The 25,429-nt window shown below is 63.1% G+C and carries 25 protein-coding genes; 1 reads left to right on the forward strand and 24 read right to left on the reverse strand.

All coding sequences use genetic code 11. The features are described from left to right. Positions 1–478: 478 nt before the first annotated feature. The 12 genes from AKN83_RS03440 to AKN83_RS03495 form a co-directional block, all read right to left on the reverse strand. Entirely contained in the window at positions 479–709 is a 231-nt protein-coding gene (locus AKN83_RS03440; RefSeq protein WP_050406553.1) for a DUF2274 domain-containing protein, read from the reverse strand. Beyond that, positions 706–1,977 (reverse strand): TraB/TrbI/VirB10 family type IV secretion system protein, encoded by a 1,272-nt coding sequence (locus tag AKN83_RS03445; RefSeq protein WP_050406554.1) that lies wholly within the window; start codon positions 1,975–1,977, stop codon positions 706–708. Before AKN83_RS03445 ends, AKN83_RS03440 begins: the two co-directional genes overlap by 4 nt. Next, positions 1,974–2,999 (reverse strand): P-type conjugative transfer protein TrbG, encoded by a 1,026-nt coding sequence (gene trbG, locus AKN83_RS03450; protein WP_050406555.1) that lies wholly within the window; start codon positions 2,997–2,999, stop codon positions 1,974–1,976. The genes AKN83_RS03445 and trbG overlap by 4 nt, the downstream gene beginning before the upstream one ends. Next, positions 2,996–3,700, reverse strand: coding sequence for a conjugal transfer protein TrbF (gene trbF, locus AKN83_RS03455; protein WP_050406556.1), 705 nt, complete (start codon positions 3,698–3,700; stop codon positions 2,996–2,998). The genes trbG and trbF overlap by 4 nt, the downstream gene beginning before the upstream one ends. Positions 3,701–3,703: 3 nt before the next feature. Then, complete coding sequence (gene trbL / locus AKN83_RS03460; protein WP_050406557.1) at positions 3,704–4,858, reverse strand: P-type conjugative transfer protein TrbL; 1,155 nt, start codon at positions 4,856–4,858, stop codon at positions 3,704–3,706. 11 nt (positions 4,859–4,869) lie between these two features. Continuing rightward, positions 4,870–5,622 carry a P-type conjugative transfer protein TrbJ gene (gene trbJ, locus AKN83_RS03465; RefSeq protein ID WP_083991898.1) on the reverse strand — a complete coding sequence of 251 codons (753 nt, stop codon included), beginning with the start codon at positions 5,620–5,622 and terminating at the stop codon, positions 4,870–4,872. 32 nt (positions 5,623–5,654) lie between these two features. Next, positions 5,655–8,225 carry a conjugal transfer protein TrbE gene (trbE, locus tag AKN83_RS03470; RefSeq protein ID WP_050406558.1) on the reverse strand — a complete coding sequence of 857 codons (2,571 nt, stop codon included), beginning with the start codon at positions 8,223–8,225 and terminating at the stop codon, positions 5,655–5,657. After that, positions 8,219–8,476 carry a VirB3 family type IV secretion system protein gene (locus AKN83_RS03475; RefSeq protein WP_050406559.1) on the reverse strand — a complete coding sequence of 86 codons (258 nt, stop codon included), beginning with the start codon at positions 8,474–8,476 and terminating at the stop codon, positions 8,219–8,221. The genes trbE and AKN83_RS03475 overlap by 7 nt, the downstream gene beginning before the upstream one ends. Beyond that, positions 8,476–8,745, reverse strand: a complete 270-nt coding sequence (locus tag AKN83_RS03480; protein WP_157113250.1) for a TrbC/VirB2 family type IV secretion system protein — start codon at positions 8,743–8,745, stop codon at positions 8,476–8,478. The genes AKN83_RS03475 and AKN83_RS03480 overlap by 1 nt, the downstream gene beginning before the upstream one ends. Before the next feature lie 117 nt (positions 8,746–8,862). Beyond that, positions 8,863–9,846 carry a P-type conjugative transfer ATPase TrbB gene (trbB, locus tag AKN83_RS03485; RefSeq protein ID WP_050406561.1) on the reverse strand — a complete coding sequence of 328 codons (984 nt, stop codon included), beginning with the start codon at positions 9,844–9,846 and terminating at the stop codon, positions 8,863–8,865. Further along, positions 9,839–10,393: a hypothetical protein gene (locus AKN83_RS03490; protein ID WP_063695165.1), complete on the reverse strand. Its 555-nt coding sequence runs from the start codon at positions 10,391–10,393 to the stop codon at positions 9,839–9,841. The genes trbB and AKN83_RS03490 overlap by 8 nt, the downstream gene beginning before the upstream one ends. An 11-nt stretch (positions 10,394–10,404) precedes the next feature. Beyond that, complete coding sequence (locus AKN83_RS03495) at positions 10,405–12,432, reverse strand: conjugal transfer protein TraG (RefSeq protein WP_063695166.1); 2,028 nt, start codon at positions 12,430–12,432, stop codon at positions 10,405–10,407. Between the two features lie 102 nt (positions 12,433–12,534). Between AKN83_RS03495 and AKN83_RS41685 the strand changes: the two genes are divergently transcribed. Further along, a complete protein-coding gene (locus tag AKN83_RS41685) occupies positions 12,535–12,663 on the forward strand; it encodes a hypothetical protein (RefSeq protein ID WP_283807351.1) in 129 nt (42 codons plus the stop codon). A 374-nt stretch (positions 12,664–13,037) separates the two neighbouring features. Here AKN83_RS41685 and AKN83_RS03500 read toward each other — a convergent pair whose 3' ends face one another. The 12 genes from AKN83_RS03500 to AKN83_RS03555 all read right to left on the reverse strand — a co-directional run bounded on the left by AKN83_RS03500 (position 13,038) and on the right by AKN83_RS03555 (position 25,235). Next, positions 13,038–14,177, reverse strand: a complete 1,140-nt coding sequence (locus AKN83_RS03500; protein ID WP_050406563.1) for a nucleotidyltransferase family protein — start codon at positions 14,175–14,177, stop codon at positions 13,038–13,040. Positions 14,178–14,350: 173 nt separating this feature from the next. Then, positions 14,351–16,321 carry a relaxase/mobilization nuclease RlxS gene (gene rlxS / locus AKN83_RS03505; RefSeq protein WP_050406564.1) on the reverse strand — a complete coding sequence of 657 codons (1,971 nt, stop codon included), beginning with the start codon at positions 16,319–16,321 and terminating at the stop codon, positions 14,351–14,353. Positions 16,322–16,898: 577 nt separating this feature from the next. Then, positions 16,899–17,963 carry an IS110 family RNA-guided transposase gene (locus AKN83_RS03510; RefSeq protein ID WP_063695167.1) on the reverse strand — a complete coding sequence of 355 codons (1,065 nt, stop codon included), beginning with the start codon at positions 17,961–17,963 and terminating at the stop codon, positions 16,899–16,901. 562 nt (positions 17,964–18,525) lie between these two features. Further along, positions 18,526–18,837, reverse strand: coding sequence for a DUF736 domain-containing protein (locus AKN83_RS03515; RefSeq protein WP_050406627.1), 312 nt, complete (start codon positions 18,835–18,837; stop codon positions 18,526–18,528). Positions 18,838–19,822: 985 nt separating this feature from the next. Further along, positions 19,823–20,074: a PilZ domain-containing protein gene (locus AKN83_RS39415; RefSeq protein ID WP_157113188.1), complete on the reverse strand. Its 252-nt coding sequence runs from the start codon at positions 20,072–20,074 to the stop codon at positions 19,823–19,825. An 89-nt stretch (positions 20,075–20,163) separates the two neighbouring features. Then, positions 20,164–20,574, reverse strand: coding sequence for a hypothetical protein (locus AKN83_RS39420; protein ID WP_157113189.1), 411 nt, complete (start codon positions 20,572–20,574; stop codon positions 20,164–20,166). A gap of 239 nt (positions 20,575–20,813) precedes the next feature. Next, positions 20,814–21,353, reverse strand: coding sequence for a S26 family signal peptidase (locus tag AKN83_RS03530; protein WP_083991899.1), 540 nt, complete (start codon positions 21,351–21,353; stop codon positions 20,814–20,816). Continuing rightward, a complete protein-coding gene (locus tag AKN83_RS03535; RefSeq protein WP_157113190.1) occupies positions 21,343–21,561 on the reverse strand; it encodes a helix-turn-helix domain-containing protein in 219 nt (72 codons plus the stop codon). Before AKN83_RS03535 ends, AKN83_RS03530 begins: the two co-directional genes overlap by 11 nt. 155 nt (positions 21,562–21,716) lie before the next feature. Next, a complete protein-coding gene (locus AKN83_RS03540) occupies positions 21,717–22,526 on the reverse strand; it encodes a DUF2285 domain-containing protein (protein ID WP_050406568.1) in 810 nt (269 codons plus the stop codon). 210 nt (positions 22,527–22,736) lie between these two features. After that, a complete protein-coding gene (locus AKN83_RS40440) occupies positions 22,737–23,003 on the reverse strand; it encodes a hypothetical protein (RefSeq protein WP_050406569.1) in 267 nt (88 codons plus the stop codon). A gap of 179 nt (positions 23,004–23,182) precedes the next feature. Further along, positions 23,183–23,767, reverse strand: coding sequence for a thermonuclease family protein (locus tag AKN83_RS03550; protein WP_083991900.1), 585 nt, complete (start codon positions 23,765–23,767; stop codon positions 23,183–23,185). A 457-nt stretch (positions 23,768–24,224) separates the two neighbouring features. Continuing rightward, the gene (locus tag AKN83_RS03555) at positions 24,225–25,235 is read right to left on the reverse strand and encodes an ArdC family protein (protein ID WP_050406570.1); all 1,011 of its coding nucleotides are present in this window, start codon (positions 25,233–25,235) and stop codon (positions 24,225–24,227) included. Between the last annotated feature and the right edge of the window lie 194 nt (positions 25,236–25,429).

A 25,429-nucleotide genomic window follows, 5' to 3' on the forward strand; every position in this document is an offset into this window, starting at 1 on the left:
AATGCCAGCCGGTCGTACTACTCCCGCAACATTGTTCAAGGTGTCGCTAGCACGTTGATTTGTAAGCAGCAGTCGGCAAGGTCGACGGTCAAATACCGATCGCCAGTCCGTCAAAAATCCTTGCTCTTGATTCCGCAGAAAGATTTTCACTTTTCTTGAGGATCGATGGCATCACATCTATCGAGACCGGTTTGGCTATACCAACTTGGGTGGGCCGCGTTCGTAACGGTCAGCGCCCTGCCGTACTCTACCGTCGAAGCTGCAGTTCCTTCTGAAGTCGCCGATCAGTTTCGCGATCATGACGATCGGAGCGTGGACGCGCTTGCGTTCCGGCTATCCGCAGGGCACGGCAGTCACACGACTTTTGCGGCTCGTAGCGCCGCGACCTCGGCGTCGCTCTCCTATCAAGACTAAAACAATCTGTGCGGGCGGTCGAACAGGCAATCGCCGTCTTGAAGCCTTCTGACGGCTAACAAGCTCACGACGAAGATGTCTCCCCTGGCCTTCCTGTCCTCTTCGACCTTCGGAAATCAGAGTCCCTTTCAAGAAATGCCTCCAGCATGAACGGTATCAGTTCGGCTACTTCTTCTTTGCTGCCATACGTCTCTGCATAGAAGTCGGCATACTCTCTCAAGCGTTGTGCAAGGCTTGGCGTCAATAGAATGCTCATCTTCACCGGCGTCCGGTCAGGCAGCTTCGCAAGCTTCATCTCTCACCTTGTCTGAATTCCTGGTATGGCTTCAGCACCAGATCCTTCGAAACAATCACCCGCAGCGGCCAGCCCGGTCGCACCGTGATCGTCGGCTGCACGTCGAGCTCGCGCTCCACTAGGCGCTGGCCGGCACGATTGGTCGTTTGCTGCGTGCTTTCCCGCAGCGCCTTGACGAGATCGCTCTCGTCGTTGCCGATCGATAGCTGCGTCCCCACCCCGATCAGGGTCGCCAGGGCAACGCCCTTGAGCAACTGCCAGGTATGGAAGTCCACCTGGTCTTCAAGCCCGGCATAGCCTGCGATGTCTGTAGCCGGAAGGTTCTCGATCACGATCGAATTGCCGTTGGGCAGGATCAGGCGCGTCCAGACGACCAGCGCCCGCTTCTGGCCGAAGGCAACGACGCTGTCGTACTTGCCCACAAGCCGAGTCCCTTGTGGGATCAGAAGATGCTCTCCAGTCACCGTATCGTAGACGTTCTCGGTGACCTGGCCGATGGTCGCCCCCGGCAGATCCGAATTCAGTCCCGTGACGAGGCTCGCCGTGATGATTGACCCGGCCATCACGGCATAGGTGGATGGTGCCGGTTTGAGCGCATGGGGGTTGGTGGTCTCAGTGTCGGCTTTCGCTCCCACGAATGCGAGCTTTCGCGCCTGCGATGAGGGAATGATCTCGCTGGAGCGATCGACCATCGCCTGCGCCGTCTTTGCGAGTTCTGCAGCGGACGGCCCTGTATCGGGCGTTGAAGGCCGAAATGCGGACGGGAAAGCAGCCGGTGCTTCTGTCGTGCTTGCCTGCTTGCGCTTGTCCTGCTTCTCCGACAGGCGGATGAACAATCCCGACTCCTTTGCTTGCTGAGCAATCCGCGCCTGCCGGACTCGCTCGGTCCGTTCGGCGTCTTCCTCCGGGTTGGCCCGGAAGCCGGCGTCCGATGCCACGCCGGCCTTCTTCTCGTTTTCGGCAAAGGCCCGGCCGATGTCTCCAGGCGACGGCGGTCCAAGCCGTGGCGTCGATGGGGGCAACTCCTCATAGGACTTTGGCAGCTTGCTCAAGCCCTCGGCAGTCTGCTTGCGGTCCGTGTTGTAAAGCTCTGTCCGCTCCGACGGCTTGAAGGAGCGCGGCCGGAGTGCAATGAGCGCCGCCCCGGCAACGAACAGCGCGGCCATCGCGCAACCGATCATGAGAGCGCGCCTGTTGAGGCGCCGAACAGGCCGCGGCCGCGCTCGCAGCTCCAGGGGTTCTGGATCCTGATCCAATCCCGTCGTCATGACGCGCTCCCGGTGCCGAAGACCTGCGAGACCGGTCGCGCATCGATACGGATAATCCGGACGATGCGCTGCGGATCTTCACCAAGGCGAAGCTCGGCGGCACCGAACATCCGATCCACGATGTAATAGGATCCGCGAAGCCGGTAGTTGACGAGGTTCGGCCGGCCATCGGCTCCAGCAACAAACAACGGCGGCGCCTCGCCTTGCGACAGGCCGGACGGCATCTGGATATAGACCTTGCGGCCATCGTCGAAGGCGCGCAGCGGACGCCAGGGTGGATCGTCTCCTTCAATCCGATAGCGGAAATTCAGACTGTCGAGCCGGACGCCGCGGTCGGCGACCCGCTCTTCGCTCTCCTGAGCGACGACGTTCTGCTTGTGGAGCGCGACGAGCGTATCGGTCGGATACGTCCAGGAGATGGACGCCATATAGGTCTGCTTCGTCGAGACGAGTTCAAGGTGATAGGCTCGCCGGTCAGTCAGGACCACGAGGTTGGTCTGAATATCCGGCAACGTTGGCTTGACCAGGATGTGCACCCGCCGGGTGCTTCCCTGCCCGCTCGAAGTATCACCAACCACCCAGCGAACCGTATCGCCCGTGGATACGTCGATCAGCTCCTCGCCGGGTTGAAGTGCAATAGTCGAGACCTTTTCCGGGCTTGCATAGAGCCGATAGAGCGCACCTTCCGTCCAAGGGTAGACCTGGATCGCGTTGATGTATCCGGCGCGCGTCGGCTCCATCCTCGCCGCCTTGTTGGCCTTGGCGATCGCCTGCTCCGGCGGCAGTTTTTCCGCCTTGGCACCCTTTGCCGGAAGCGGCTTCAACTGGCCCGGCAACGGGAGGACTTTGGGCGTTTCGACGACTTGCACCGGCGCCGGCGGATCGGTTTCTGGAAGCGCTTTCTCAAAGGTCATCTCGTCGTAGGGCGCTTCGAGATTGAGTTTGGTTGCGCATCCTGCAAGCCCAAGCGACAATGCGAGGACGCTGGCCGACGCAAGCTTGGTGAGGGCTTTAGGATTCATTTGGCATCTCCGATGAGGTCGCGCGACCAGTTGAGGGAATGGACGTAGAGGCCGAGAGGGTTCTTCCGCAGCGTTTCGGCATCCGCGGTCGGCTTGAGGACCGTGGTGACGAGGCCGGTGAAGCGCTCTGTTTTTGCGATCGAGCCGTTCTCGTAGGTGTTCTCTTTCCAACGGATCTCGAAGCTGTCGCCCGACGCACGCACGACGGACGTAACTTCGGCGGTCACGGTCTTGGAGCCGATCTTCGTGAACGGGTCGGCTTCCCGCGCGTAGTCGTTCAAAGCCTGCGCGCCGCGATCGGTGACGAAGTCGTACGCATGCAGCCAGTTCGCCCGGACGATGACGGGATCGATGGACAGGGAGCGAACGTTCTCGATGAACCGCGCAAGGAAATGCGCGATCTGCGCATCCGACGGCTGGTAGGCCTCGAGCGCCGGCCCGACGGCTCGAACTTCGCCGAGCCGATCGACCTCGACCACGTAGGGAACGACACCCGAGCGAGCGATCTGGGTGAAGATCGCCAATCCGAGGACGCTGGACAAGCCGATGGCTGCCAGCGCTGCCAACCGCCAGTTGCTGGCCTGAACGCGGGCGGACCCGAGCCGCTCGTCCCAGACCTGCGCGGCTTTCTGATAGGGCGTGACCGGCTCTGGCGTCTCGCCATAGCGGACGGACACGCGCTGAAAGGGGTGACCAGCCATATCCTACTCCTCCCCCAGCTTCGGGCCCGACGAATGCCCGCCTTTGTCACCCTCTTTCAGAGTGTGAGCCGCGACTTGCGCCGCTTCCCGCGCGTGTCCGCGTCCTGACGGCGCCGCCGCACGGCTTGCGCCTGACGCGGCCGCTCCGTTTGGTGCTCCGCCGCTCGAGAGTTGATCCATGGCCGACGCCCGACCTGATGCGCCGGCGGCCGAAGACGCTCCAGTGAGCGCCGCCGCGGAGCGGACCGCAGTCATTGAGCCGCCTGCAGCAAGGCGTAGCCCGCCGGCGGCCATCGCGCCGCCGCCAATGGCGATAGCCGCTGCCCCCGCCACCGTTCCTGCGGCTGCACCCGCGCCCAGCTGAGGTGCACCTGAGACCAATCCCGCCGCGATTCCCGGGCCGAAGATTCCAAGGCCGAACAGCGAGAGCGCCGCCAGCAACAAGCTCATGGCCGATGCGATATCGACCGGCCGCGTCAGCGTGCTCGCGAGTTGGGCAAAGATGGTCGAACCGATGCCGATGATGATCGCAAGAACCATCACCTTCACTCCCGAGGCGATCACGTTGCCGAGCGTCTTTTCCGCAAGGAATGCGGTCTTTCCCCATAGCGCGAACGGGACGAGAATGAAGCTCGCGAGGGTCGTCAGCTTGAATTCGATCAGCGTGACGAAGAGCTGCACCGAAAGGACGAAGAACGCGAGCACGATCAGGATCCAGCAGAACAGCAGGATCAGGATCGTCGGCAGGTTGGTCAGGACATCAAAGCCTGAGAATTGGCTGGTCTCCTCCAGAAGGGGATGGGCGGCCGTAAAGCCGGCGGATGCGACAAAGCCAGGCCGTGCCAGGTCGGCGGCGCTCAAAGTTCCGCCGGAAGCCTTCAGGCCGATGCTGGAGAACGACGTAAAGACAATATCGGCGAGGCTCTTGAAGTTGCCGATGATGAACGCAAACGCGCCGACGTACAGCACCTTCTTGGCAAGCGTGACCAGGATATGGTCATCCGCGCGCATGCTCCAGGCAAGGCCGGCGAGCGTCAGGTCGATCCCGATCAACGTCGAGCTCAGGAATGAAACGTCGCCGGACAGAAGGCCAAACCCGGAGTCGATGTAGTGCGAGAAGGTCTCGGTGAAACGGTCAATGACGGAGAGATCAGCCATGGTGCCCTCACCTACTTGCCGCTTGTGTAGGCGTGGCCATCGCCGATGAAGCGATTGAAACGCTCCTTCGCGGCGGCCGACGAGGCTTGCTGTTCGGCAGCACGCAACGCGTCCGCGCGCGCCTGGGTCGCCAGCAGTGCCTGGGTCTGCAACGACTGCTTGATCTGGAGGCCGAGGAGCTCGTTGCCGGACTGTTGGGCCTGCAATGAGCCGACCGCCGCGGACGAATTCGCCATCAGGGTCCGAAGCGTCTGGCCGTCCTGATCGAGGCCGCTGACAATGGCGGACTGAATCGTGAGCGACTGTTTCAGTCCGTCGTAGCTATTGTCCCAGCGCGACGTCGCATCCTGGACCATCCTGTCCGACGAGACGGCTGAGGCGTATTGGCGAGGATAAAACCGCTCGAAATCCTGCTGGGTCTTCTGAACATCGAACGAGAGGTTCTTCGCTTGACCGATCAGCGTGTTCATCTGATTGATGGTCAATGTGAGCTGGCCGACGACGCTTGTCGGCAAGCTCGTAAGGTTCTTGGATTGATTGAGCAGCGACTGCGCCTGGTTTTGCAGGCTCCTGATCTGATTGTTGATCTGCTCCAGCGTTCTCGCAGCGGTCAGGAGGTTCTGACTGTAGTTGGAAGGATCGAACACGATATCGAACGCCCCGAGCCGCCGCGACCCATTCACGGCAATCACGAATGCTAGTATCGTGGTGACAATAATCCTTGAGGTTGTACCCAGGAACATGCGGCCGGTCGTTTCGAGCATGGAAGACTCCAGAGATTAGATTGAGGTCGAGGTCAGCCCTTGCGGGCTTGTTCGAAGGTGCTGATGAGGTTGGCGGCCCAGTGCAGACCGCGCTCGGCGAGGTAGCGCTCGGCGAAACGGCGAGGCCCGGTGCGGGCCAGGACCGTGTCGACGGCACGCTGATCCTCAGCCGAGGACGCCGCCACAAGCGCAAGCGCCACTGGACCGAGCCCGAGCTCGAACAAGCGATTTCCGGCGCGGGACTGCAGATAATAGTCGCGCTTGGGGAAGGCTTCCGCGATCAGGCGAACTTGCGTGTCGTTCAAGCCGAAGCGGCGATAGGTCTCGGTCTGGGTCGGCTCCAGCGCTCGGGGATTCGGCAGGAATATTCGGCTCGGACAGGATTCGATGATCGCAGGCGCAATCTGGCTGTCGGCGATATCGGCGAGCGACTGGGTCGCAAAGATTACGGCCACGTTCTTCTTGCGCAGGGTCTTGAGCCATTCGCGAATCCGGCTCGCAAACAGCGGGTCGTCCAGGAACACCCAAGCCTCGTCCAGCACCAGCAGCGTAGGCCGGCCGTCGAAGCGATCTTCGAGAGTATGGAAGAGATAGGTCAGAACTGGCGCGACCAGCCCCGGCAGCGCCATCAGTTCTTCCATCTCGAAGGTGAGCACGTCCGCGCCGGACAGGCGGTCCGTGTCTGCGTCAAGGAAGCGGCCGTACGGTCCTTCCAGCGTGTACGGCTGCAACGCCTGCCGCAGCGCGTCGCGGGCGAGCAGCGCCACGAGCCCGGTCATCGTGCGCTGCGAGACGGGTGCAGACCCGAGGCTCCTCAGCGCCGACCAGAGCGTCTCCTTGACCTCGGGGGTCACGGTCACGCGCTCATGGGCCAGCACGCCGCAGAGCCAGTCGAGCGCCCAGACCCTCGCTCCCTCGTCTGCCACATCCTTGAGGGGCTGAAAGGCGATGCCGCCTTTGGCGCCGAGCTCATACCAGGATCCCGACAATGCAAGCGTCGTGACCCGCGCCGACCGGCCCTTGTCAAACGTGATCAGCTGGGCGTTTGGGTAACGACGGAATTGCAACGCGAGCATCGAAAGCAGGACCGACTTGCCCGCGCCCGTAGGGCCGACGATGATGGTATGCCCGACGTCGCCGGCGTGGAGCGACAGCCGGAACGGTGTCGCCCCCTTGGTCTTGGCGATCAGAAGCGGCGGTCCATCAAGATGCTCGCACCGCTCGGGCCCGGCCCATACCGCCGACAACGGGCACATATGGGCGAGGTTGAGTGTGTGAACGATCGGCTGGCGGATGTTGGCATAGGCCTGGCCCGGCAGGCCGCCGAGCCAGGCTTCCACCGCGTTCACGCTCTCGCGGATAGCCGTGAAACCCCTGCTATTGATCACCCGCTCGACGGCGCGGATTTTCTCGTCCGCTTGATGCGAGTCCTCGTCGCTGACCGTGACAGTCGTGGTGATGTAGCCGAACGCAACCAGATCGTCGCCAAGCTCGGAGAGCGCAGCATCGGCGTCGAGCGCCTTGTTGCTGGCGTCGGTGTCGAGCAGCGCCGCCTGCTCGTTGAACATGACCTCTTTGAGGATCGCTCCGAGCGATTTCCGTTTGGCAAACCATTGCCGCCGGTAGCGCGCCAGGGTCGCGTTTGCCTGCGTGCGGTTGATCGGGATGAAGCGAGTGGCCCAGCGGTAGGCGACGCCAAGCCTGTTCAGCTCATCAAGCAACCCCGGAAACGTGACGTGCGGAAACCCAAGGACGGTCAACGCACGTAGATGGCTGCGCCCGATTGCCGGGGACAATCCACCGGTGAGCGGCTCATCGCTGAGGAAACAATCGAGATAGGCCGGAATCCTGGGAACCAGGACCGGATGGCGTTTGGTCGAAACGCAGCTATGAAGATAGGTGAGCGTTTCCTCATCATTGAGCGGCCAGATTTCGGGGAGGACCGACGAGAGCAGATCGATCGCCCGGTCAGTTTCCTGAATGAACCTCTGCAGATGCTCGCGATAGCCTTTGTCGTTGCTGCCGAATCTCTGCTGATCGTCAATCCCGCTCTCGTCCCGATCCTCCTGCGCAAGGCGTTTGGTCGATTGTTCTCGACGAATGCGCCGGTCCTTTCGTGCAATGCCGTGCTTGTCCTTGGGGCGCTCGAGGAAGAGACCTTCGAGGCGCGAGATCCGCTCGGCAGGCGGCAAGTACATCAGTGTCAGATGCAGCACGCTTTCGAAATGCTGGCCGCCAGGGCGAGACGGATCCTCCCATGCCGCCCCGGCGGCGCCTTCAAAAGCGGCCCGCCGCTCTTCGTCCACCAGCCAGGACACCGCATCGGGGAATTCCGACCGCGGATATTCACCGGTCGGGATGCGGGTGGCATCGAAGAAGAGAGCCCAGCCCGAGCCGAAACGCTTCAGAACGTTATTGACGCGTGAGGTGACGCTCATCAGCTCGGCTTCGGTCGCGCTGTCGAGGTCCGGTCCGCGGTATCGGATCGTCCGCTGACAGCTGCCATCCTTGTTGAGGATGACGCCCGGGGCGACCAGGCATGCCCATGGCAGCCAATCGGCCAGCCGATACGCATTGCTGCGGAATTCTCTCAGGTTCAGCATGCGAGCCGGCCTTTGTGCTTGGTGTGACGGATGGTGACTTCGACGAAGGCCGGATCGCGCTTGGCGAGCCAAACGGCGGCGCTGTGCCCAATGACCCAGAGCACGAGGCCTGCGAGCCAAAGGCGCAAGCCCAGCGCCAGCACGGCCGAGAGGGTGCCGATCAGAATGGCAGCAGCACGCGGGGCACCGCCGATCAGGATCGGCTCAGTCAACGAGCGGTGGAGCACGAGTTCAAAACCATCGGGGCGCATCAGATCAGTGCTCCGCCACCGAATGAGAAGAACGACAGAAAGAAGGAGCTCGCGGCGAAGGCGATCGAGAGGCCGAACACGACCTGGACCATCTTGCGGAAGCCGCCGGAGGTGTCGCCGAAGGCAAGCGAAATGCCTGTTACCGTGATGATGATGACGGCGACGATCTTGGCGACGGGCCCCTGCACGGATTCCAGGACGCGCTCGAGCGGCGCCTCCCAAGGCATGCCCGAACCCGCGGCCTGGGCCGAAGTGATGCTGAGGAGCATGCAGGCCGAGGCAGCGCCAAGCCCGACGAGCGGCAAGCCGCGAAATGAACAGTAGCCGCGAAGGCGCGAACACAGGTTTAGATGCAGTCGAATGGACATATGGCAGTCTCCTTCAGGTCACGGGCGATGGGCGGTGTTTGGAAGTCCGGGCGGGGTTTCGAGCAGGTAGTCGCCCGAGGGGTCGAGGCCTTTGAGCTCGGCGACGGTCTCGATGCGTCGTGCGGGCCCCCGCCCCTTGATGAACACGATCAAATCGATCGCCTCGGCGATGAGCCGGCGCGGCACCGTTGCGACCGCCTCCTGAATGAGCTGCTCGATCCGGTAGAGCGCAGCGCGCGCCGAGTTGGCATGGACCGTGGCAATTCCGCCGGGGTGGCCGGTATTCCAGGCCTTCAACATGTCGAGGGCTTCGGCGCCTCTGACCTCGCCGACGATGATGCGGTCGGGCCGCAGGCGTAGCGTCGAGCGGACAAGATCGGCAAGGCTCGCGACGCCCGGCTTGGTTCGGAGCGTCACGGCATCCTTGGCATCGCAGCGCAGCTCGCGGGTGTCCTCGATGATGACGACCCGCTCTTCGAGGCCAGCGATCTCCGCAAGCAGCGCATTGGCAAGCGTCGTCTTGCCCGAGCCGGTGCCGCCGGCGATCAGGATGCTGCGCGCCTCAGTAACGGCTGCGGTCAGCAGCTTCGCCGTCAATGGCGATGCAATCTGCGCCCTGACGTAATCGGACAGGCGGAACGTGGTCGTTGCGGGCTTGCGGATAGCAAAGCATGGCGCAAGCGAGACCGGCGGCAAGACGCCTTCGAAGCGTTCGCCGGTTTCGGGGAGTTCAGCCGAGATGATCGGAGATGAACCGCTCGCTTCGGCCCGCACGTGGCTCGCAACAAGCCGAATGATCCGCTCCGATTCCTGCGGCGTCAGAACGACGCCGGTGTCAGCCCGACCCGAGCCGTGCCGATCAAGCCAAAGCCTGCCATCGGGATTGACCATGACCTCGACGACATCGGCTTCCTCCAGCGCGAGCGCGATGGCAGGTCCCATCGCGGTCCGCAGCATGCCCCGGCGTCGCTCGCGGGTTTCGGGCGAGAGAAGATCAGACATGGCCGACCTCCTCCCGCCCCGCCGGAGAAGGCCCCGGCTGCCCGCCCGTCGCCTGCTGCGCACGGGATTCCGCTCCGGAAGCCTCTTTGGCGGCGCCGAGAGGTGCACCCTCCTCCAGATGCCGCATGAAGAGATCCGGATTTGACGTCGAGACCTGGTCCATGACGTCGGCGACCAGCCGCCCACCCGAGGCGACGCGCTTGCCGACCTGGGCTACGAACATCTCAAAGCGCTCGCGTCCGAGCGCGCGCGCTGCATCCTGATCGCCCGATGGCAGCGGCGGCGTGATCGTGAGGTAGTAGCGGACAAACAGGGCGATGGTTTCCGCCATGATCGACAGGTCGCGGTCCGCTCGATCGAGCTGCCGGCTCATCCGGTCGAGCCGGCGGAGCAACGCCGCATCGCCGCTTGTGTCCCTCTCCGGATTGAGAAAGCGGTCGAGCGCGGCATCGACGATCGCGGATTTGTTGGTGCCGGGCCGCTTGGCTGCGAGCTCGAGCCGCTCTGCCACGCTATCGGAGACATAGGCTGAGAGTTTTGGTTTCATGGGATCACTCGTCAGAATGAGGGGAGAAGATCGTCGTCATCGCGAGTGACGGCATGAGCGCTGCGGATGGAGTTCGAGGCGATTGCCGCGCGCTGCATCTGGCTCCGATCCGCAGCCGGATCGGCGTCATCATCGAGCAGCCGCTCTTCGGCAAATCTCGCCTGGTCAGCTTGAGGTGCGGGCTCCTCAAAGAGCGGCAGTTGCTGCTTGAGGCCGCCCTCCTCGGCTTCTGCCTGCATCAGGTCACGGTACGGAAGTGTCGCCAGCCGAAGATCGACGCCACGGACCTGAGAGGCCCAGTCATTGGGACGTGCGGCAGGCCGGTCGCGATACTGCGCGATGGCAAGCTGTGGCGGAGAGCGCAGCCGGGCAACGAAGTTGGCATCTTCATAGTGCTTGAGCTTCTGGGCGCGAACAGGTGGCAACCCTGAAACCAGCACGATGGCCTGATCAGCCGGCAGTTGCATCACTTCACCCGGCGTGAGCAGCGGGCGCGCGGTTTCCTGGCGGCTGACCATCACATGCCCAAGCCAGGGCGCGAGCCGATGGCCAGCATAGTTGCGCTGCGCTCTCAGCTCCGTCGCGGTGCCCAGCGCATCCGAAATGCGCTTTGCGGTGCGCTCGTCGTTCGCCGCAAAGGCAATGCGAACGTGGCAATTGTCGAGGATCGCGTTGTTCTCGCCGTAAGCTTTTGCGATCTGGTTCAGTGACTGCGCGATCAGATAGGTTCGAATGCCGTAGCCGGCCATGAAGGCGAGCGCGCTTTCGAAGAAGTCGAGCCGGCCGAGCGCAGGAAACTCGTCCAGCATTAGCAAGAGCTGGCGGTGCCTGACCTCGCCAGCTTTGCTGTTGAGCGACTCGGTCAGGCGGCGGCCGATTTGATTGAGGATCAGCCGGATCAAGGGCTTGGTGCGGCTGATATCCGACGGCGGCACAACGAGATAGAGCGTCACCGGTTTTTCGGCCCTGACGAGGTCGGCGATGCGCCAGTCGCAGCTCTCGGTGTTCCGGCTGACGACGGGATCACGATAGAGCCCGAGAAAGCTGACGGCCGTCGACAGAACGCCCGAACGTTCGTTCTCGGACTTGTTGAGGAGTTCGCGTGCGGTCGCGGCGACCACTGGGTGGACCTTCGGTTCGGCCTCCGTCCCGAGATGGTTGGTGGCCATCATGATCCGTAGGGTCTTTTCAAAGGACTGCGCTGGATCCGCCAGGATTTCGGTGACGCGCGTGAGCGTCTTCTGCTCTTCCGCGTAGAGGACGTGGAGGATGACGCCGACAAGCAGGGAGTGGCTCGTCTTCTCCCAATGTGTCCGCCGTTCCAATGCGCCTTCCGGATCGACCAGGATGTCGGCGATGTTCTGGACATCGCGCACTTCGGCAGCACCTTTGCGCACCTCGAGCAGCGGATTGTAGCGGGCGCTTCTCGCGTCGGTAGGATTGAACAAAAGGCAATGCGAGAAGCTCGAGCGCCAGCCGGAGGTCAGCTCCCAGTTTTCGCCCTTGATGTCGTGCACCACCGCCGACGAGGTCCACGACAACAGCGTCGGCAGCACGAGCCCGACGCCCTTGCCAGAGCGCGTCGGCGCAAAGCACATGACGTGCTCCGGCCCGTCATGCCGCAGATAGTTGTTTTCCAAGCGCCCAAGAAACACGCCCTTGGCTGCGAAGAGGCCAGCTTCCTTGATCTCCTTAGGACTTGCCCACCGCGCGGAGCCGTACGTCGTCACGAGCTGATTTTGCCGCGCCCGCCACACGGAGTTGAGGATCGCAAACAGTGCGCCCGCAACGCCGCCACCGGCTGCAATGGCTCCGCCCTCCTCAAAGATTTCCGAGGCATACGCCTCATAGGCAAACCACCACTCGAACAATCGCCAGGGCAGATAGACCGGATAGTCGGCGACCAGGAACCAGGGCGCGCCCAGCCTCTCCTGAAAACCGAGCGCAGCTGCCGTCCACTGAGTCGCTCCCCACGTCGAGACGACAACGATGCCGAACACGACCGTGATCTGACCGACGTAGATTTTCGCTGGATACATTCGCCGCCCCATTGGCCCGCGAGCGCGGACGGCGAGATGAAAACGGCGAAAGCGCCGAGCCTTCAATCGAAATAAAAAACGCTGCTCGCAGGATGCGCGAGGTTGATCAAGCTCGATCCGGTGGGACGTTCGAAGATCAAGGTCGGCACAGCATCATCCAACGCCTCAACAGCGCGTGAACAGTTGGCGCAAATGGTCTTTCGTTGCCGGTTCGGCGAACCGCCGCGATGATCTTCTGCTTACTGGTGGAAAGACCTTGCGCGATTCCGTGCAGTAAGGATTCGCAATGAGCGAGCGCCGTACGATCAAGTTTCTCCTATTTAGAAAGTTGTTCCCACGGAGCTTCGCCGCGACTCGCAGCGCCTGGCCGGCAAAGCGTGAGGTGGACATGTCGATGCTGCTGTCGGACATGGACATTTGCGCGGCTCACCGGGCAGTCCAAGCGGTGTTGCCAATGCGATCGGCATGCCGATGTCGGCATCATCGTCGGCGGCGCCCGCTTGATCGTGTCGATCGAACAGCGCCAGGTGCTGGCGTAGCTGCTGGCCATCAACTGACGTCGGCCGATTAGCGGCTATGACCCCCTGGGATATCCCGTTCTCAACTCATTTGCGACGGGAGCTCGTGGCTTCCTCGCCGGATGGTCCGTCATAGGCGGCTGCATCGGCGCCGAGCTCGGTGATGCCCTTTGCCAGTTCGAGCCGAAGCGAGTTCTGGAAGTCGTCGTCGTAGGTGGCAATGCTGGTGCGGATCGCAGCCTTCCACTGATCGCCACGATCCCACGCCTCCATGAACGCGCTGGCAAGATCGGCGTGCTGCCGGTCTGCGATCATCGCCTCGATGATCGATCTCGCCTGAAGTCGATCCTTTGCGCTCTTTGCGGTCGCGTCGCGATCTTCCTTGCGGCGGGATGCGACGATGAGCTTGTGGATGGCGTAGCGGTCCGGTGACGGGATGAGGACGGGCACGCCGGCGCCATGCAGCAGCACCGCTCGGATCGGCTGATAAATCAGATAGTCGAGAAAGCGCAGCGGAAGTGCTGCCGCCCCGCCCAGCGCCGGCATTGCGACTGGCTTGCCTGCCTGGTCGTCGGACCACTGATTGGGGGTGAGGAATTCCACCTTGAAGTTGTCCCGGGATACGAACTGGGTGGACACCCTGCCGTCGGCCTGGCTTGGAACCTCGCGAAAGGTCGGGTCGACCTCTCGAAGTACCTCGAGGATCGGAGGCATCGAATCCTTGATCGCCACCGAGATTTCATGGAATTGCGCAAAATCGGCATCGCCGGTCTGCATCGCAACCGCATCGAGCCGCCTTCCGAGCACAGCGGAGTAGCACTGGTAGGCAACGGTGCCGACGAGCACGCCGCGCATCCGGAAGAAGCCGGCCTTTGCCAGCGCCTCCACCACCTGGCCTGTCGTCTGCAAGGGGCGCGGCAGATAGGCCTCGCGCGTCAACGTGGAAACCAGCCGGCGGCGTCCTTTGAGGTCGGCCTTCAGATCCTTGAACGCTTCGACCCTCTTGGTGATGTCGGGATCGTCCACCGGGCCGACATAGCGGCGGTTCTGGCCACCGCCTTCAGCCTTGGGCGTGTCGAAGTACCAGTACTTCTTGCCCTTGACCTCGACGGCCACGAACCGGCCGTCGGAGGAAAACTCCGAGGTGAAGCTTTCATCGAGGCTGCGCTGGACCAGCTCGGAATAGAGCGTCTGGTAGCTGATATCGAGACGTTGGCCCGTTGCCACGGCCGGCCTCCATTATACTGTTTCCGCGAAAATAGTATAACTGTGGGAACCCGATGCAAGAACGTTATACTAAAATCGCTAATATAGTATAATTTCAGTATTCTCAACTACTTACGTTGGAACAGAGGCATCGTGAGGACCCTCTGGGCGCCGGCCCGCCCATCCAGACCACTTCAACGTCCGATCCCGCGCTTGATCCCGATCGACCAGGAGATGCCCTCGCCGCCCACGCTGCCGGCGACGAGCCGCCCGCGCGCCCCCTCCAGCACCGGTCGCCAGGGCACCAGGGCGAACTCGCGGGATCGCTCGATCAGGGCGAAGCGGCCGCTGTTCAGCGTCAGCATGCGCTTGTAGACGCCCGTGAGACTGTCGCCAGCCTTGACGTCGAGATGCTCAAGGCCCGTCCGCGCGGCAATTTCCGCGGCTGTCTGTCTGAGTTCACGCGCCTCGAGCGTTTGCAACAGATCCCGCGCATAGCGAATCTCGCCCTCCTGCTCCCGCGCAAGCCCCTGCTCGATCAGCCATTGGCGTCTTGCCCGCATGGCCGTCTCGACCTCGGCGCCCATTCCGCTCGGCCCGAGCGCCTCGCGCGTCCTGGCGACGAGCTGTCGATCGAGCCAGGTTGCGCCCACAGCCTGCGGCAGATCCTCGAGCCTCTGCCATGACAGCACTGCAATCCGGACTGGGTTGCGCGAGCGCTGACGGCTCTCATACTGAAGCGCCCGATCGAGATGATCTTCACCGACGGCCCAGCTGCCGTCATTGAGCCGGCTCACCATCGCCTCCTGCCGCATCGCTTCGAGGCGCCGCACATGGGCGGCGACATACTCGCCTGATGCCTGCGGATCGAACTGCCGATGAAGGCGGTCGCTGTAACGGCCCTCATGCGCGGCCGCGATCTGCGCGATGGTGCGATCAATCTGGCGGGGTTCTGCAGGGCGAGCGCTGAGCTCGATAATCGTGTTCCGGACTGGCGGTTCAGCCTGGCCTGAGAGGCTGCCGATCTCGGCATAGTGCATGCGCCCATCAATGCCATCCATCACGACATAGCGGCGCTCCTTCAGCTCATCCGAGAACCCCTCACCCACGACGCGCCCGACCAGCCTCGGGCTGCCCTGTCCCGGATCAAAGATCATGTAGCCACTGGCGGCGCGCGACAGGCCGGCTGCGGCAAGCTCGCGGTGCATGGTCTTGATGATGTCGCCGCGCTCGCCCATGCGCCTGAGTTTCGTCTCGAGACCAGCATCGATTTGCCAATGGCCGGGAGCGGCCTCCTCCGCAAGCCCCATCCGTTCGAGCGCTCGCAGCCGCCCCATTCGCGCGCTCTGCCAGACCGGCTCTCTTGCCGGCAGCGCGTTGAGTTCAAGGGCGCCATCCGGCGCATCGCGCAGGATGGCGCGGTCGAGCCGCGTGAAGCGTTCGGCGGTCACCTCCTGCTGGAGCTTGCGTGCGACCTCGATCTCCGTCTCTGGACCGAGCTCCCGCGTGATGAGATCGGCGGCCCGCGCGCGCAGGCCGTGAGAGATGTAATCGCGGGCGATCACGAGATCCCGTCCTTCGTCATCCTTTCCGCGCAAGACGACGTGGCTGTGGGGATGGCCAGTGTTGAAGTGATCCGCGGCGACCCAGTCGAGCCTGGTGCCGAGATCGTTTTCCATCTGCCGCATCAGGTCGCGGATGAAGGGCTTCAAGTCTGAGAGCTCCGCGCTATCCTCTGGCGCCACGATGAACCGGAACTGGTGGCGGTCGCCGGCGCTTCGTTCGGTGAACGCCTTGCCGTCTGCCCGATCGCCGTTTGCATCGTAGAGCTCGCCTGGCTCGCCCTCTCGCGTGACGCCGTCGCGTTGCACGTACCGCAAGTGTGCCCGGATGGCGCCGGGATCGCCGGCTTTGATGCGCACGATGCGTGCCTTGATCACGACGCGGCGCTGACTCTTGCTTCGCGCTCGACCGGCAAGCACCGTGCCTTGCGCGTTCCCGCGGCCGATCCGCTCCCCGGAGAAATTCGACATGCGATGGGTACCGGCGCTGGCCTTATCGGCTGCTTGCCGCACACGCCGAAGATAGCTGCTCGCTCGCCTGGTCTTGCGGTTGCCGATCCGCCCAAGCTTCACCTCGAATTCATCGTCGCCAACCCCGGCCATGACGCAAGTCCCCGTTGCAAGAGCGCGGATATGTAAACCTAACGCTCGACTGCAAGCCGCAGACGCAAACAATGAGCGCGATCGCCCGCTTAGAACTTGCCTGGCGACATCGCGGCCAGCCGTGTCGCCAACACTTGGATGTGCAGACAACGACTTGGGCGCCCTCAAGCGCCAGTGCTTTTATCTTGCCTTCCTAATCGGGCGGGCAAAGTCAACTCATTCCTACGCTTTTCTTCGACTCTTCCAAGTTCAGCCATGACCGACTCCCTGCATCGACAACGCACAAGCGTCACCACAACCGCGCTTGCGATCAGCATTCACCAGGCGGGGTCCATGCGTTCCTTCGCGTTCAGCACTTCGGCCGTCGCATGCTCTTCATCAGGTTCGTAAACAGGGCTGTCCAAGCAGTCCGGCGCTCTCGTCCCCGAAGGGCGGCAGCAGGCAAGAGATAGCGGACATTCCCCGTTTCGCGGCCCCGCCAGGGAACGCTCACCGCGCGCGCGGATCTCTACTTTCGCTCCTCCTCAACATGCCGGGCGCTAAACCCAGCGCTAATCCGTCGTCATCTGCACCGCGGCTACCGTGCAGGTTTCAACCGCAGCCGCTGCGTGACTTTGGCGCCAAAGCCAACGTGAAAATCGGTCTCGCTGACCCACATCCGGTGCAGAATGCTCGCGAGCTTGCGCGCGACCGCGGTGATCGCGCACAGCATGCTCGACCGTTTGGCGATCCGCAGGCCCCACGCCCGCAGTGCCGACCATTTCCTGACCCGCAGCAGCAGGCTTGCGGCCGCCTCGCAAAGCGCCTCGCGCACGGCTACGTCGCCCTGTTTGCTGATGCGTCCTTCGTAATCGATCGACGTGCCGGACTGGTGCCGCCTCGGCGCCAAGCCAAAATGCGCGCCTACCGTTCGCGATCTGGCAAAGCGCAGGGGATCATCGACGCCGACCTTGAACGACAAGGCCGCAACGGGACCGACGCCTGGAACCGTCATCGGGCGCCGGCAGACAGCATCATGCTGGACCACCTGCAGCAGCACACGATGCAGCCGATCGCAACCCTCAAGGATGGCGCGGCGCACATCCAACATGGCCTCAATGGTCATTACGAAGATCGGATCGCTGCGCTCGATCAGCTCGCGCACGCGGGCTTCGTAGGCACGGCGGGCGACGGCTCCAACGAGCAACCCATAGGCCCGCAGCGCACCACGAATGTGGTTTTCGAGGTCGATCAGTTTGCGCTTGAGCAACTTCCGGCTGGTCAGCAGCGTGCGCATCTTCTGCATGTCGATGTTCTTGACATGAACGGCGCGATACCAGCCCAAACGCATCATCTGCGCGATGCCGCGCGCGTCATTCCGGTCGGTCTTGTTACGCATTGTCGACAGCGAAACGCGCATGTGACGCGCTTCGACGACAATGATCGGGAGCCCCGCTGGCTGCAATTCGCGATACAGCCAGATGCCAAGCGATGACGCCTCGACTCCCACTCTCTCTAGGCGATCCGCGTAGCCCTCTACTGCGGAGCGGATCGCCGCTGGCTCGGTCAAAACCTTGACCTCGCGAACGGTGAGACCCTCGCCATCGACGATGCAAAGACTGGTTTCTTCAAGACCGACGTCCAACCCAACGTAAAGCTTCATCGGAGCTCTCCTGTGTGGCAACGACCGCCTAAGTCGTTGCACCGGGCTCCGGATTCGGCCACACGGCGGCTATCGCCGTGCACCGGTTTCTCGAAGCCCGATTTGAAGAGCCTTCCTAATCGGTCGTCTCGTGGGCTTCATCTCACCCATTCTCGCTTCCTCTTTGTGACAAGGTTCTTGAGTCGACGCCGTGACGCGTCATCCGCGAGGAGAATTCCGGTACGCCTCTTGCGCGCTCATCGGCGGCACAAACTCGCGCAGCAAGGCAGCGCGGTCGCCGTCGCGGCACATCTTTCCATCGGATGGACGGAGCCACATCACAGGCACTATCGCGTGGTCCAGTCGCCCATCGCGCCGAGACCGACAATCGGCTCTTCAAACGACGGAGATACCCTGAAAATCAGCGCACAACGGCGCGCAAAGATCCGCCCGATTGATGGTATGTTGGCCGGCTGCGACGGCTTGATCAGAGTGTAGGATACCGCTCCGCTCCTTTCCAAAGCGGCGCAAGATGCGCAAAATGCCCCGCCTCTGGCGAGGCGGGGCCGATGATCTGTCAGGATCAGTCGCCGCTGCGGCGGGACCAGATCAGGCTGAAACCATCCTCGCCTTCGACCTTCACCAGCGAGGCGTAGATCGGGGCGGGGAAGCTCGGATCGTCGAGCTTGACCGAGAGATATTCGCGATCGCTGTCGCGGACGGTCTTCTTCCAGGCGGCGCCGAACTCGGTCGCGCCGGCGAAGATCCGGTAGTCGGGAGCCTTGTCGTTGTCCTTCTCGGACGCTGCGAACTTGGCCTTGATGTTGAGCGTCAGCGTCTTGATCGAGCCGGTGTAGCCGTTCTCTGATGCGGTGAAAGTGCCGATGGTCGCCATGATGATCTCCGTCTGTTTTGCTCGGGCCGCGTCCATCGCAGCCTCGATGGCGATCCCTTGCCCGGGGGGCGATCGGCCCGCAGCCTTTGGGGCCCGCAGCGCAAGCGGAGGACGGCGACAAGCCTGCTTTTTTGTCTTCCCGCGAGGAATGCCGCCACTTCGCGGCAGGGGAAAAAAGCAGGCGTGAGCCGTTGCGGGAAGGCGATCGAGGCGCTTGCCGTCCCCCGGGCTTGATCAGCCCAATCGTGACTGGGCTGGACGCGGCCCGAGCAAACGGACGGAGCTGGCCGTGGCAACCACCTCTGAGCAGCGCCAGCAGCTGGCTGGGTCGGCGAAGGACAAGCCAATGCCCGCAGGTCAATCACGGCGAGACGCAGCCGCACAGCGCAAAGGAACCTGGCCGCATTTTTCGCGAGAATGAACCGGCAATACCCCCGGAATTTCCGTCACAGTGCGCTCTTTACAGCGCGGCGGCATGACAGGATCGAAGCGGCCGGTCTGGTTGGCTTGCCCGGCAAAGCAAGGCGCGACACTCTCCCGGAACTGCGGCGCTTGGCGTTGATCGCGCGGATCGCTCGCCTGACCGGAGGAAGGGTTTGCGTTGCGCCTCGCCACTTGGTGCATCCATGAGATCGGCTACGCGCTGTCAGGCGCGCAGCCGGTTCTTGGAGCCTATCGGAGCCGCTCACGTGGCTCCCTGGTTTGCTGCCCTGCGCCTTGCTTCGGATCGCGATCGGCGCCATCTGGCTGAATCACAACGCGCCGTTCGTAGTGATCAGCGAGTTGCAGCAGACGTTTCCTGATGAAGGGATCTGCCTGTTCGGCGAGCGCCCGCACGGTCCGCGCTCTCTCTTTGCAAAAGTCGTCGTCCATGGCGTCCCACTGAATTCACAGCAGGATAGGCCGGCTCGGCTGGGCCCGCGTTTGACCTAAATCATATTGCCATGGCTTTTCCCCGCAATTCGCAGGCATTTGGCAATAGTCGTCACACAATGAACACGACGCCAACCCAGTCGCCTTCGCGCCAAACGACGCTGCACGTGTAGGTCTTGCTGGGCGGAACGATAAGCGTGAATTGGTCGGGAAGAGAGGATGGCGGTTCGTCTGCCTTGAGCGCTGCGCCATGCGCGGTGATATCGCGCACGAGGCAGCACAATGACAAGTCACCAAACCTGATCAGCGCATTGTCGAGCGATGGATTGCGGACAGACCTTCGTCTGTCCGGAAGAACAATCATGTCGTGCCCTCAATAATCAATGCAAAATAACACCGTTGCCGTACGAGATACGTTGCGTGTCCACTAACGACGGAACTCCACGCGCGGCATCATGCCGTGCGCCGATTGGATCGACCTTTCCCGCGACGGCGCCGCGGCCCGTTGCGGCGGTGCCCACGCGGAAGATCAGATGATTTCGCCGTATTTCTTGCGGCGGGCTCGCTCGTTGGCGGAGCGTCGACCGGGCGAAGCGGCGACCTTCGAACAGCGACCGCCGTTTGAAGTGCGGCGAGGAATTGCCGTCCCTCTTCCGTGATCTCCCAACCTTCTGCATCGCGAACCACAAATTTGGCTGAGAAGATGTTCAGGTCAGGCGCATGTTCGGCCAATCGCTTCACGCGATCAGTCCAGTCTTTACCGCTGTTCATCAGTATTTCGACCGCGTGCCGAACTTCGGCGACGGAGGCCCGCCCAGTGGGCTGGCCATCCAGCACTTTCAGGACGGTCAGCTGGAAAGACAACTTCCACGTCTCCGGTCAGGCTGGATGGGAAGTGTCGACCAGAGAGGTTAATCTCCGATCAAGGATTGCTTATCAAATGACTAATGAGCGCTTGGATCAGGCATAGCCCATGGGTGTCGGCCATTGCGCGAGATTGGTCCAAACAGGACCGGCAAATCGAGTAGCGAGGCGCCGGTTTTCACCTCGCCGCTCGATCAGCTCGGTCAGCGATTGCGATAGCATCGACTTCGACCCGCAGCTCAAAAGTCCGGCTTCCAGGTCCAGAGCGGGCGAGCGACGCCGAGAATATCGCAGCGCAGGACCGGCCCGAAATACCTCGAATCGAACGAGAGAGGGTGCGGCTGCAGCAGAAAATACTCCCCCTCGATAAGCCGCATGCAGCCCTCCCAGGACGGCAACGGCCGGCCTGCGTGGTCCTTCTCCTGCACTTCGGCCGCGACCTTGCCACCTATCGAAATCGCATCCATCGGTTGCCTGGAGCGGCAGACCTCCTCGCCAGCGACCGCGGCCACCCGCTTGAGCAGCGGCACCGACGGTGGCGCGATCTCGTGCGCGACGATCAGAAGCTCGATCGGAGGCGGCGGCCTCAGCACCGCAAGCTCCCCCCTTGTCGGCAGACGCTGCTCGAGCACATAGAAGCCGAGCGGCGCGCTGCCGGAAGCATTGTAGATCACAAGCGGCACGCGATCGGCAAAGGCAACGGACAGCGTGACGATGCCGCCGCACATGGTCGCAAGGATCGCGGCCCTCCTGAAGCGACGGCGTGGATCAATCCGCATCGGAGGTCGACCTCCGCTTGCTGGCTTGCGAGAATTCCACGAGGTCCTCGATGTGATAGCGGACGTAGCGGCCGTGCTTTCGATAAACCGGCCCGCGTCCTTGCACCCGCATTTTCTCCAGCGTGTTCTTGGTGAGCCTGAGCCAGGCGGCCGCTTCCGTCGTATTCAGAAACGGCTTGTCAGGCTGCTTGTCTTCCATTTTCGTCATGTTTGTCCGGTACTCCCTCGCACAGAGCCCGCAAGACACGGGATGCGAGGAGCAGCGTCGTCAGATCGCGCTGGAATCCGAGTGGCGAAGATCAGTCGGCGCGGTTTGCCACCCCGCGCGGGCAGATCTCGTCCAGCGAGAGGCAGGCCGCCCACTCAGCCGAGCAGATCGCGGTACCCGCCCTTCATCAGCTCGGTGCCCTTGGCGACCAGCCGCCGGGTCCGGTCCTTCAGAAACTGGCTTGGCCCCTGCCAGTCCTCGGCGACCATCTTCGCGCCGAAGATCGTGGTTGCGATCTGCCGATAGGTCTTGCCGTTCAGGCTTTCGTCGAGCGCAAGCAGCGCCTGGCGAAGCCGCTCGTCGCCGCCAAACACTGAGGTCTCAGGCGGCGCCGTCCCGCTCACCATGAAGCGCTGCAATCGCTTCAAGAGCTCCGTCTGGTCCGCAAGATCGGACAGCCTTTCGAGCTCGAAGGCTGGTCGGAACCGCCGGGTCAGAACCCGGAGATCGTGGAGCTGGACCGCGACGTGGACGCCTCTGCCCTTCAGCAGCACGAGCACCCGACCGTCAGCGTCGATCACCGCGTGGCGCTCGACCCTGAAATCGGCGAGCAAGTTCGGTGGCTCCTTGTCGCCCTCGCGCGGTGGCAGCGCCCTCAGCCGCACTGCGCGTTTCAATGCGCGCGCATGCCAGAACACCGGCGCCTCGCGCGCGGCGAGCACTGGGTCCGCGAACGCCAGAAGCCCCCATTTTTCGGCAAGCGGGAACCGGCGCGGTAGCTGCAGTAGCCGCGTGCCGTCCATAAGCGTGAGGCACGGCGGATGACGCGGGACGGAGCGACGCCAGTCCGCGGCGTAGTCGGCGTTACGGCGCAGGAACTCCCATGCCCAGTCGGCGGCGTCGAAGCGGACCTGACCGGGAGCCGCTTCGCCGCCGTCGCGCCGAGCTCGCCTGTGCTGCCACATGTTCAAGAGGGCCACCACGCCTTGAGGTTGCGCTTATGATCGTTTCGGCCGATTGGGGCAAGAGCACGGCTCCTCAACCTCACTCACCGAACGCGGGGCACGACCGCATAGCCGGAAGCCTGCCGACGAGCCGGCAACCCTATCTCCGGAGAGGCGCAGCAGCCGCGCAGCAAGCGCGGGACGCGAAGATCGCTGATTGGCGCTCGACGCTCAGGGCACCGCGTTAACCCGACCTGGTATCAATCTTGCTAGTTTCAGATTAGCTTGGCGGTGCGCGCGCAGATTCACGGCGTTCGCATATTCGTCGAGCCAGCCAAACCACGAGGACGACATGGCCAAGAAAGCGAAGAAGGCGGCGAAGGCGACCAAGAAGGTCGCCAAGAAAACCAAGAAGATGAAGAAGTAGCGCGCGTTTGTTGGCGCCCAGGCCGCCGCGGCATCGCCGGTCGCACCGATTACGACGATGACGTAACCCATCGCAAGATGGCCTTCCGAAAGCCGCGGCGACGATCAGGCCGGCCCCATGTGCACACGGCTCGAGCGGCCACTGGATTGATGCACATGGGTCCGGTTTCTTGTGAACCGGCTGTTCGGACCCTTTCTGCAACGCGTGTCGTTTCGCACCGTCCCGCCGCCCCGCCCCCGAAAGCCGCGCGCTATCGCTGCCCGCCCTTCGGCCTCTCGGAGCAGCCATTAGGCCGGCCTCCGGCGCCGACGCATTGACGGTAGCGCCACGGCTCGACGAATTCTCCGTTCCAAATGCCGCTTCGCTTGCTTCGCGCTTCGGCTTCGGCTGACGCGTAATCACCTTTGCTGTAGCGCGGCCAGTCGATCGCAAGCCCGCCGCGCACCAGCCAGTCGGCCAGATCGACCTTCCCGGCGCTGCAGACTGCCACGGACCGCCCGTAGCGGTCGAGATCGACCTCCACGCAGGCCACGGTCTGCCGGCCGATGAACGCGCCCAGCGCGTTCGCGGCCAACTGGCCACAGCGATAGTGCCCGCCATGCGGATCGCGGCAGAGCTGGTCGTGCTCCGGCGCGTCGATCCCGTAGAGACGCACGCGCGTGCCATGGATTTCAATGGTATCACCGTCGATCACGCTCGCTTGCCCGGCGATGTCGCCGGCGCTGGCCTGACTGGCCGGTATCGCGGCGATCACGAGCTGTGCGAATGCGCGGCCTGCAAGCCGCCGCCATCCCGGGATCCGGTCCGACCGCGCAACGCCCGATACTTGCGACATGCTCTCGCGACATTCTCCCGTTTACCGGTCCATATGTCCGGCCGGCGGCCTATGGCCCCCCGACCGTCAGCGAGGAAACGACCCGCGCCAGCATCACGAGCGTCGCGGTCAACGTCGCCCCTCCGACCGCGCATTGCGCTAGGCACCGCTTCACCATGGCTCCGCCGTCAACAAAGATGCTGAATGCATTTGGCATGGGCCAGCTCCGTCCAGTTCCTTCCGAGGATCGAGCCGGATTCATAGTCTGAGTCGCGGAGCCACCGCCGCAAGCTTATTTCCCGGGCGTTAGGGTTTGATTCACGACTCGGGGACTCCCGACAAGCGGTGGCGGCGGAGGTTTCTAGGGCGAATCGGTGCACCAAATCGATTCGGCCGTTCGGCCGCTCCCAGCGTCATGAGCATGCGGCGCCCACTCCTGCACAGCGTCACCGCCGCCTCTGCTCTTTCCCTCCCCGCGTCAACCGGGCCGTCGCAGATGGTCGTCCGCGCCGCCGGCGATCATATCCGACACATCGACAGCTGCCGCCGAGACAGCGAGGCCCTGCGGGCGGAAAGCCAGCAGGAAGTCCGCAGCCTTTGAAGCCCTGCTTGCGGCGTGGAAGATCGCGCGGTTGTCGCCGCGCAAAACATCGATCCAGTTGCCGATATAATCGGCATGCCGGACCGTCGGAAAAATGGAGAGCGTCGCGCAGACGAATGCCGCCGTCATCTCGGCGACCAGTTCCTCGCTGGCGTAGGGCCTCGATCCGAAACTGCCGGTCTGGTCGCGCTTCAACCGGCTGGCGTGACCGGTCCAATGCCCGAGCTCATGGAACAGGGTCCGGTAGTAGTTGATCTGGTCGAAGAAGACCGGCTGCGGCGGCAGCTGGATGTAATCCCGGTCGCGCTCGTAATAGGCCTCGGCTCCGCCATGGCGGATGTCCGCGAGCGTCGCACGGGCAAGCGCCTCGGCCTTCGACACGATCTCCCGCTCGGGCAGAGCCGATGCCTGGTCGTGACAACGGTCCGGCAGGCCGTCGCATTGGGCGATGTTGAACACCGTATAGCGCCGCAGAAACGCGACCGCTTGCGGCTCGACCGCCTCGCTTGGCGCGGAAGACGGATCAAATTGCGACTTCGTCCGGCGCTCCTTGGGCACGAACCTGTCAGCATAGCAGATGCCGACGCCATATTCGCCCTTGCGAACCGTTCCGCCGAGCGTGATGGCCTGCCGGAAGGTCAGCCACTTCTGCGAGGGATAGCCTTCGTCGAACAGCCGGCCCCAAAGGATCAGGATGTTGATCCCGGAATAGGTCCGGCCGGTCGCCACGTTGCGCGGCAGGCCGATGGCGGATTGCTCCACGCCGCTTCCCCAGGGCTGCACCCACGGCACGATGCCCTGCTCGAGTTCGGCAATGATCCGGTCGGTGACTTCGTCATAAAGCGTCGCGCGCGGCCTCTCCGCGCGCAGGCCTTGCTTCTTTGACATGCTTCTCGTCCTTGCTTTCTTCCCCCGCGCAGGTCCCCGAAGGTGGGGTGGGCGGCGAAAAGCGACCGGACAGCCCCGAACGCAGAGGCACGCCGCACCGGAACGGCCGGAGCGGCAGCGGAGGACCGCGCTGAAAGACAAGATTGCAAGGAGGAATTGATCGAAGCGCGGTTGCGGCTGGCCGGTTCGGGGCT

The organism is Bradyrhizobium embrapense, assembly GCF_001189235.2.
Lineage (GTDB): Bacteria > Pseudomonadota > Alphaproteobacteria > Rhizobiales > Xanthobacteraceae > Bradyrhizobium > Bradyrhizobium embrapense.

What these genes read in the sequence shown, in the direction of transcription:
- AKN83_RS03440 (WP_050406553.1), bottom strand. Translation starts at nt 709, where the DNA reads ATGAAGCTTGCGAAGCTGCCTGACCGGACGCCGGTGAAGATGAGCATT.
- AKN83_RS03445 (WP_050406554.1), bottom strand. Translation starts at nt 1,977, where the DNA reads ATGACGACGGGATTGGATCAGGATCCAGAACCCCTGGAGCTGCGAGCG.
- trbG (WP_050406555.1), bottom strand. Translation starts at nt 2,999, where the DNA reads ATGAATCCTAAAGCCCTCACCAAGCTTGCGTCGGCCAGCGTCCTCGCA.
- trbF (WP_050406556.1), bottom strand. Translation starts at nt 3,700, where the DNA reads ATGGCTGGTCACCCCTTTCAGCGCGTGTCCGTCCGCTATGGCGAGACG.
- trbL (WP_050406557.1), bottom strand. Translation starts at nt 4,858, where the DNA reads ATGGCTGATCTCTCCGTCATTGACCGTTTCACCGAGACCTTCTCGCAC.
- trbJ (WP_083991898.1), bottom strand. Translation starts at nt 5,622, where the DNA reads ATGCTCGAAACGACCGGCCGCATGTTCCTGGGTACAACCTCAAGGATT.
- trbE (WP_050406558.1), bottom strand. Translation starts at nt 8,225, where the DNA reads ATGCTGAACCTGAGAGAATTCCGCAGCAATGCGTATCGGCTGGCCGAT.
- AKN83_RS03475 (WP_050406559.1), bottom strand. Translation starts at nt 8,476, where the DNA reads ATGCGCCCCGATGGTTTTGAACTCGTGCTCCACCGCTCGTTGACTGAG.
- AKN83_RS03480 (WP_157113250.1), bottom strand. Translation starts at nt 8,745, where the DNA reads ATGCTCCTCAGCATCACTTCGGCCCAGGCCGCGGGTTCGGGCATGCCT.
- trbB (WP_050406561.1), bottom strand. Translation starts at nt 9,846, where the DNA reads ATGTCTGATCTTCTCTCGCCCGAAACCCGCGAGCGACGCCGGGGCATG.
- AKN83_RS03490 (WP_063695165.1), bottom strand. Translation starts at nt 10,393, where the DNA reads ATGAAACCAAAACTCTCAGCCTATGTCTCCGATAGCGTGGCAGAGCGG.
- AKN83_RS03495 (WP_063695166.1), bottom strand. Translation starts at nt 12,432, where the DNA reads ATGTATCCAGCGAAAATCTACGTCGGTCAGATCACGGTCGTGTTCGGC.
- rlxS (WP_050406564.1), bottom strand. Translation starts at nt 16,321, where the DNA reads ATGGCCGGGGTTGGCGACGATGAATTCGAGGTGAAGCTTGGGCGGATC.
- AKN83_RS03510 (WP_063695167.1), bottom strand. Translation starts at nt 17,963, where the DNA reads ATGAAGCTTTACGTTGGGTTGGACGTCGGTCTTGAAGAAACCAGTCTT.
- AKN83_RS03515 (WP_050406627.1), bottom strand. Translation starts at nt 18,837, where the DNA reads ATGGCGACCATCGGCACTTTCACCGCATCAGAGAACGGCTACACCGGC.
- AKN83_RS39415 (WP_157113188.1), bottom strand. Translation starts at nt 20,074, where the DNA reads ATGATTGTTCTTCCGGACAGACGAAGGTCTGTCCGCAATCCATCGCTC.
- AKN83_RS03530 (WP_083991899.1), bottom strand. Translation starts at nt 21,353, where the DNA reads ATGCGGATTGATCCACGCCGTCGCTTCAGGAGGGCCGCGATCCTTGCG.
- AKN83_RS03535 (WP_157113190.1), bottom strand. Translation starts at nt 21,561, where the DNA reads ATGACGAAAATGGAAGACAAGCAGCCTGACAAGCCGTTTCTGAATACG.
- AKN83_RS03540 (WP_050406568.1), bottom strand. Translation starts at nt 22,526, where the DNA reads ATGTGGCAGCACAGGCGAGCTCGGCGCGACGGCGGCGAAGCGGCTCCC.
- AKN83_RS40440 (WP_050406569.1), bottom strand. Translation starts at nt 23,003, where the DNA reads ATGGGTTACGTCATCGTCGTAATCGGTGCGACCGGCGATGCCGCGGCG.
- AKN83_RS03550 (WP_083991900.1), bottom strand. Translation starts at nt 23,767, where the DNA reads ATGTCGCAAGTATCGGGCGTTGCGCGGTCGGACCGGATCCCGGGATGG.
- AKN83_RS03555 (WP_050406570.1), bottom strand. Translation starts at nt 25,235, where the DNA reads ATGTCAAAGAAGCAAGGCCTGCGCGCGGAGAGGCCGCGCGCGACGCTT.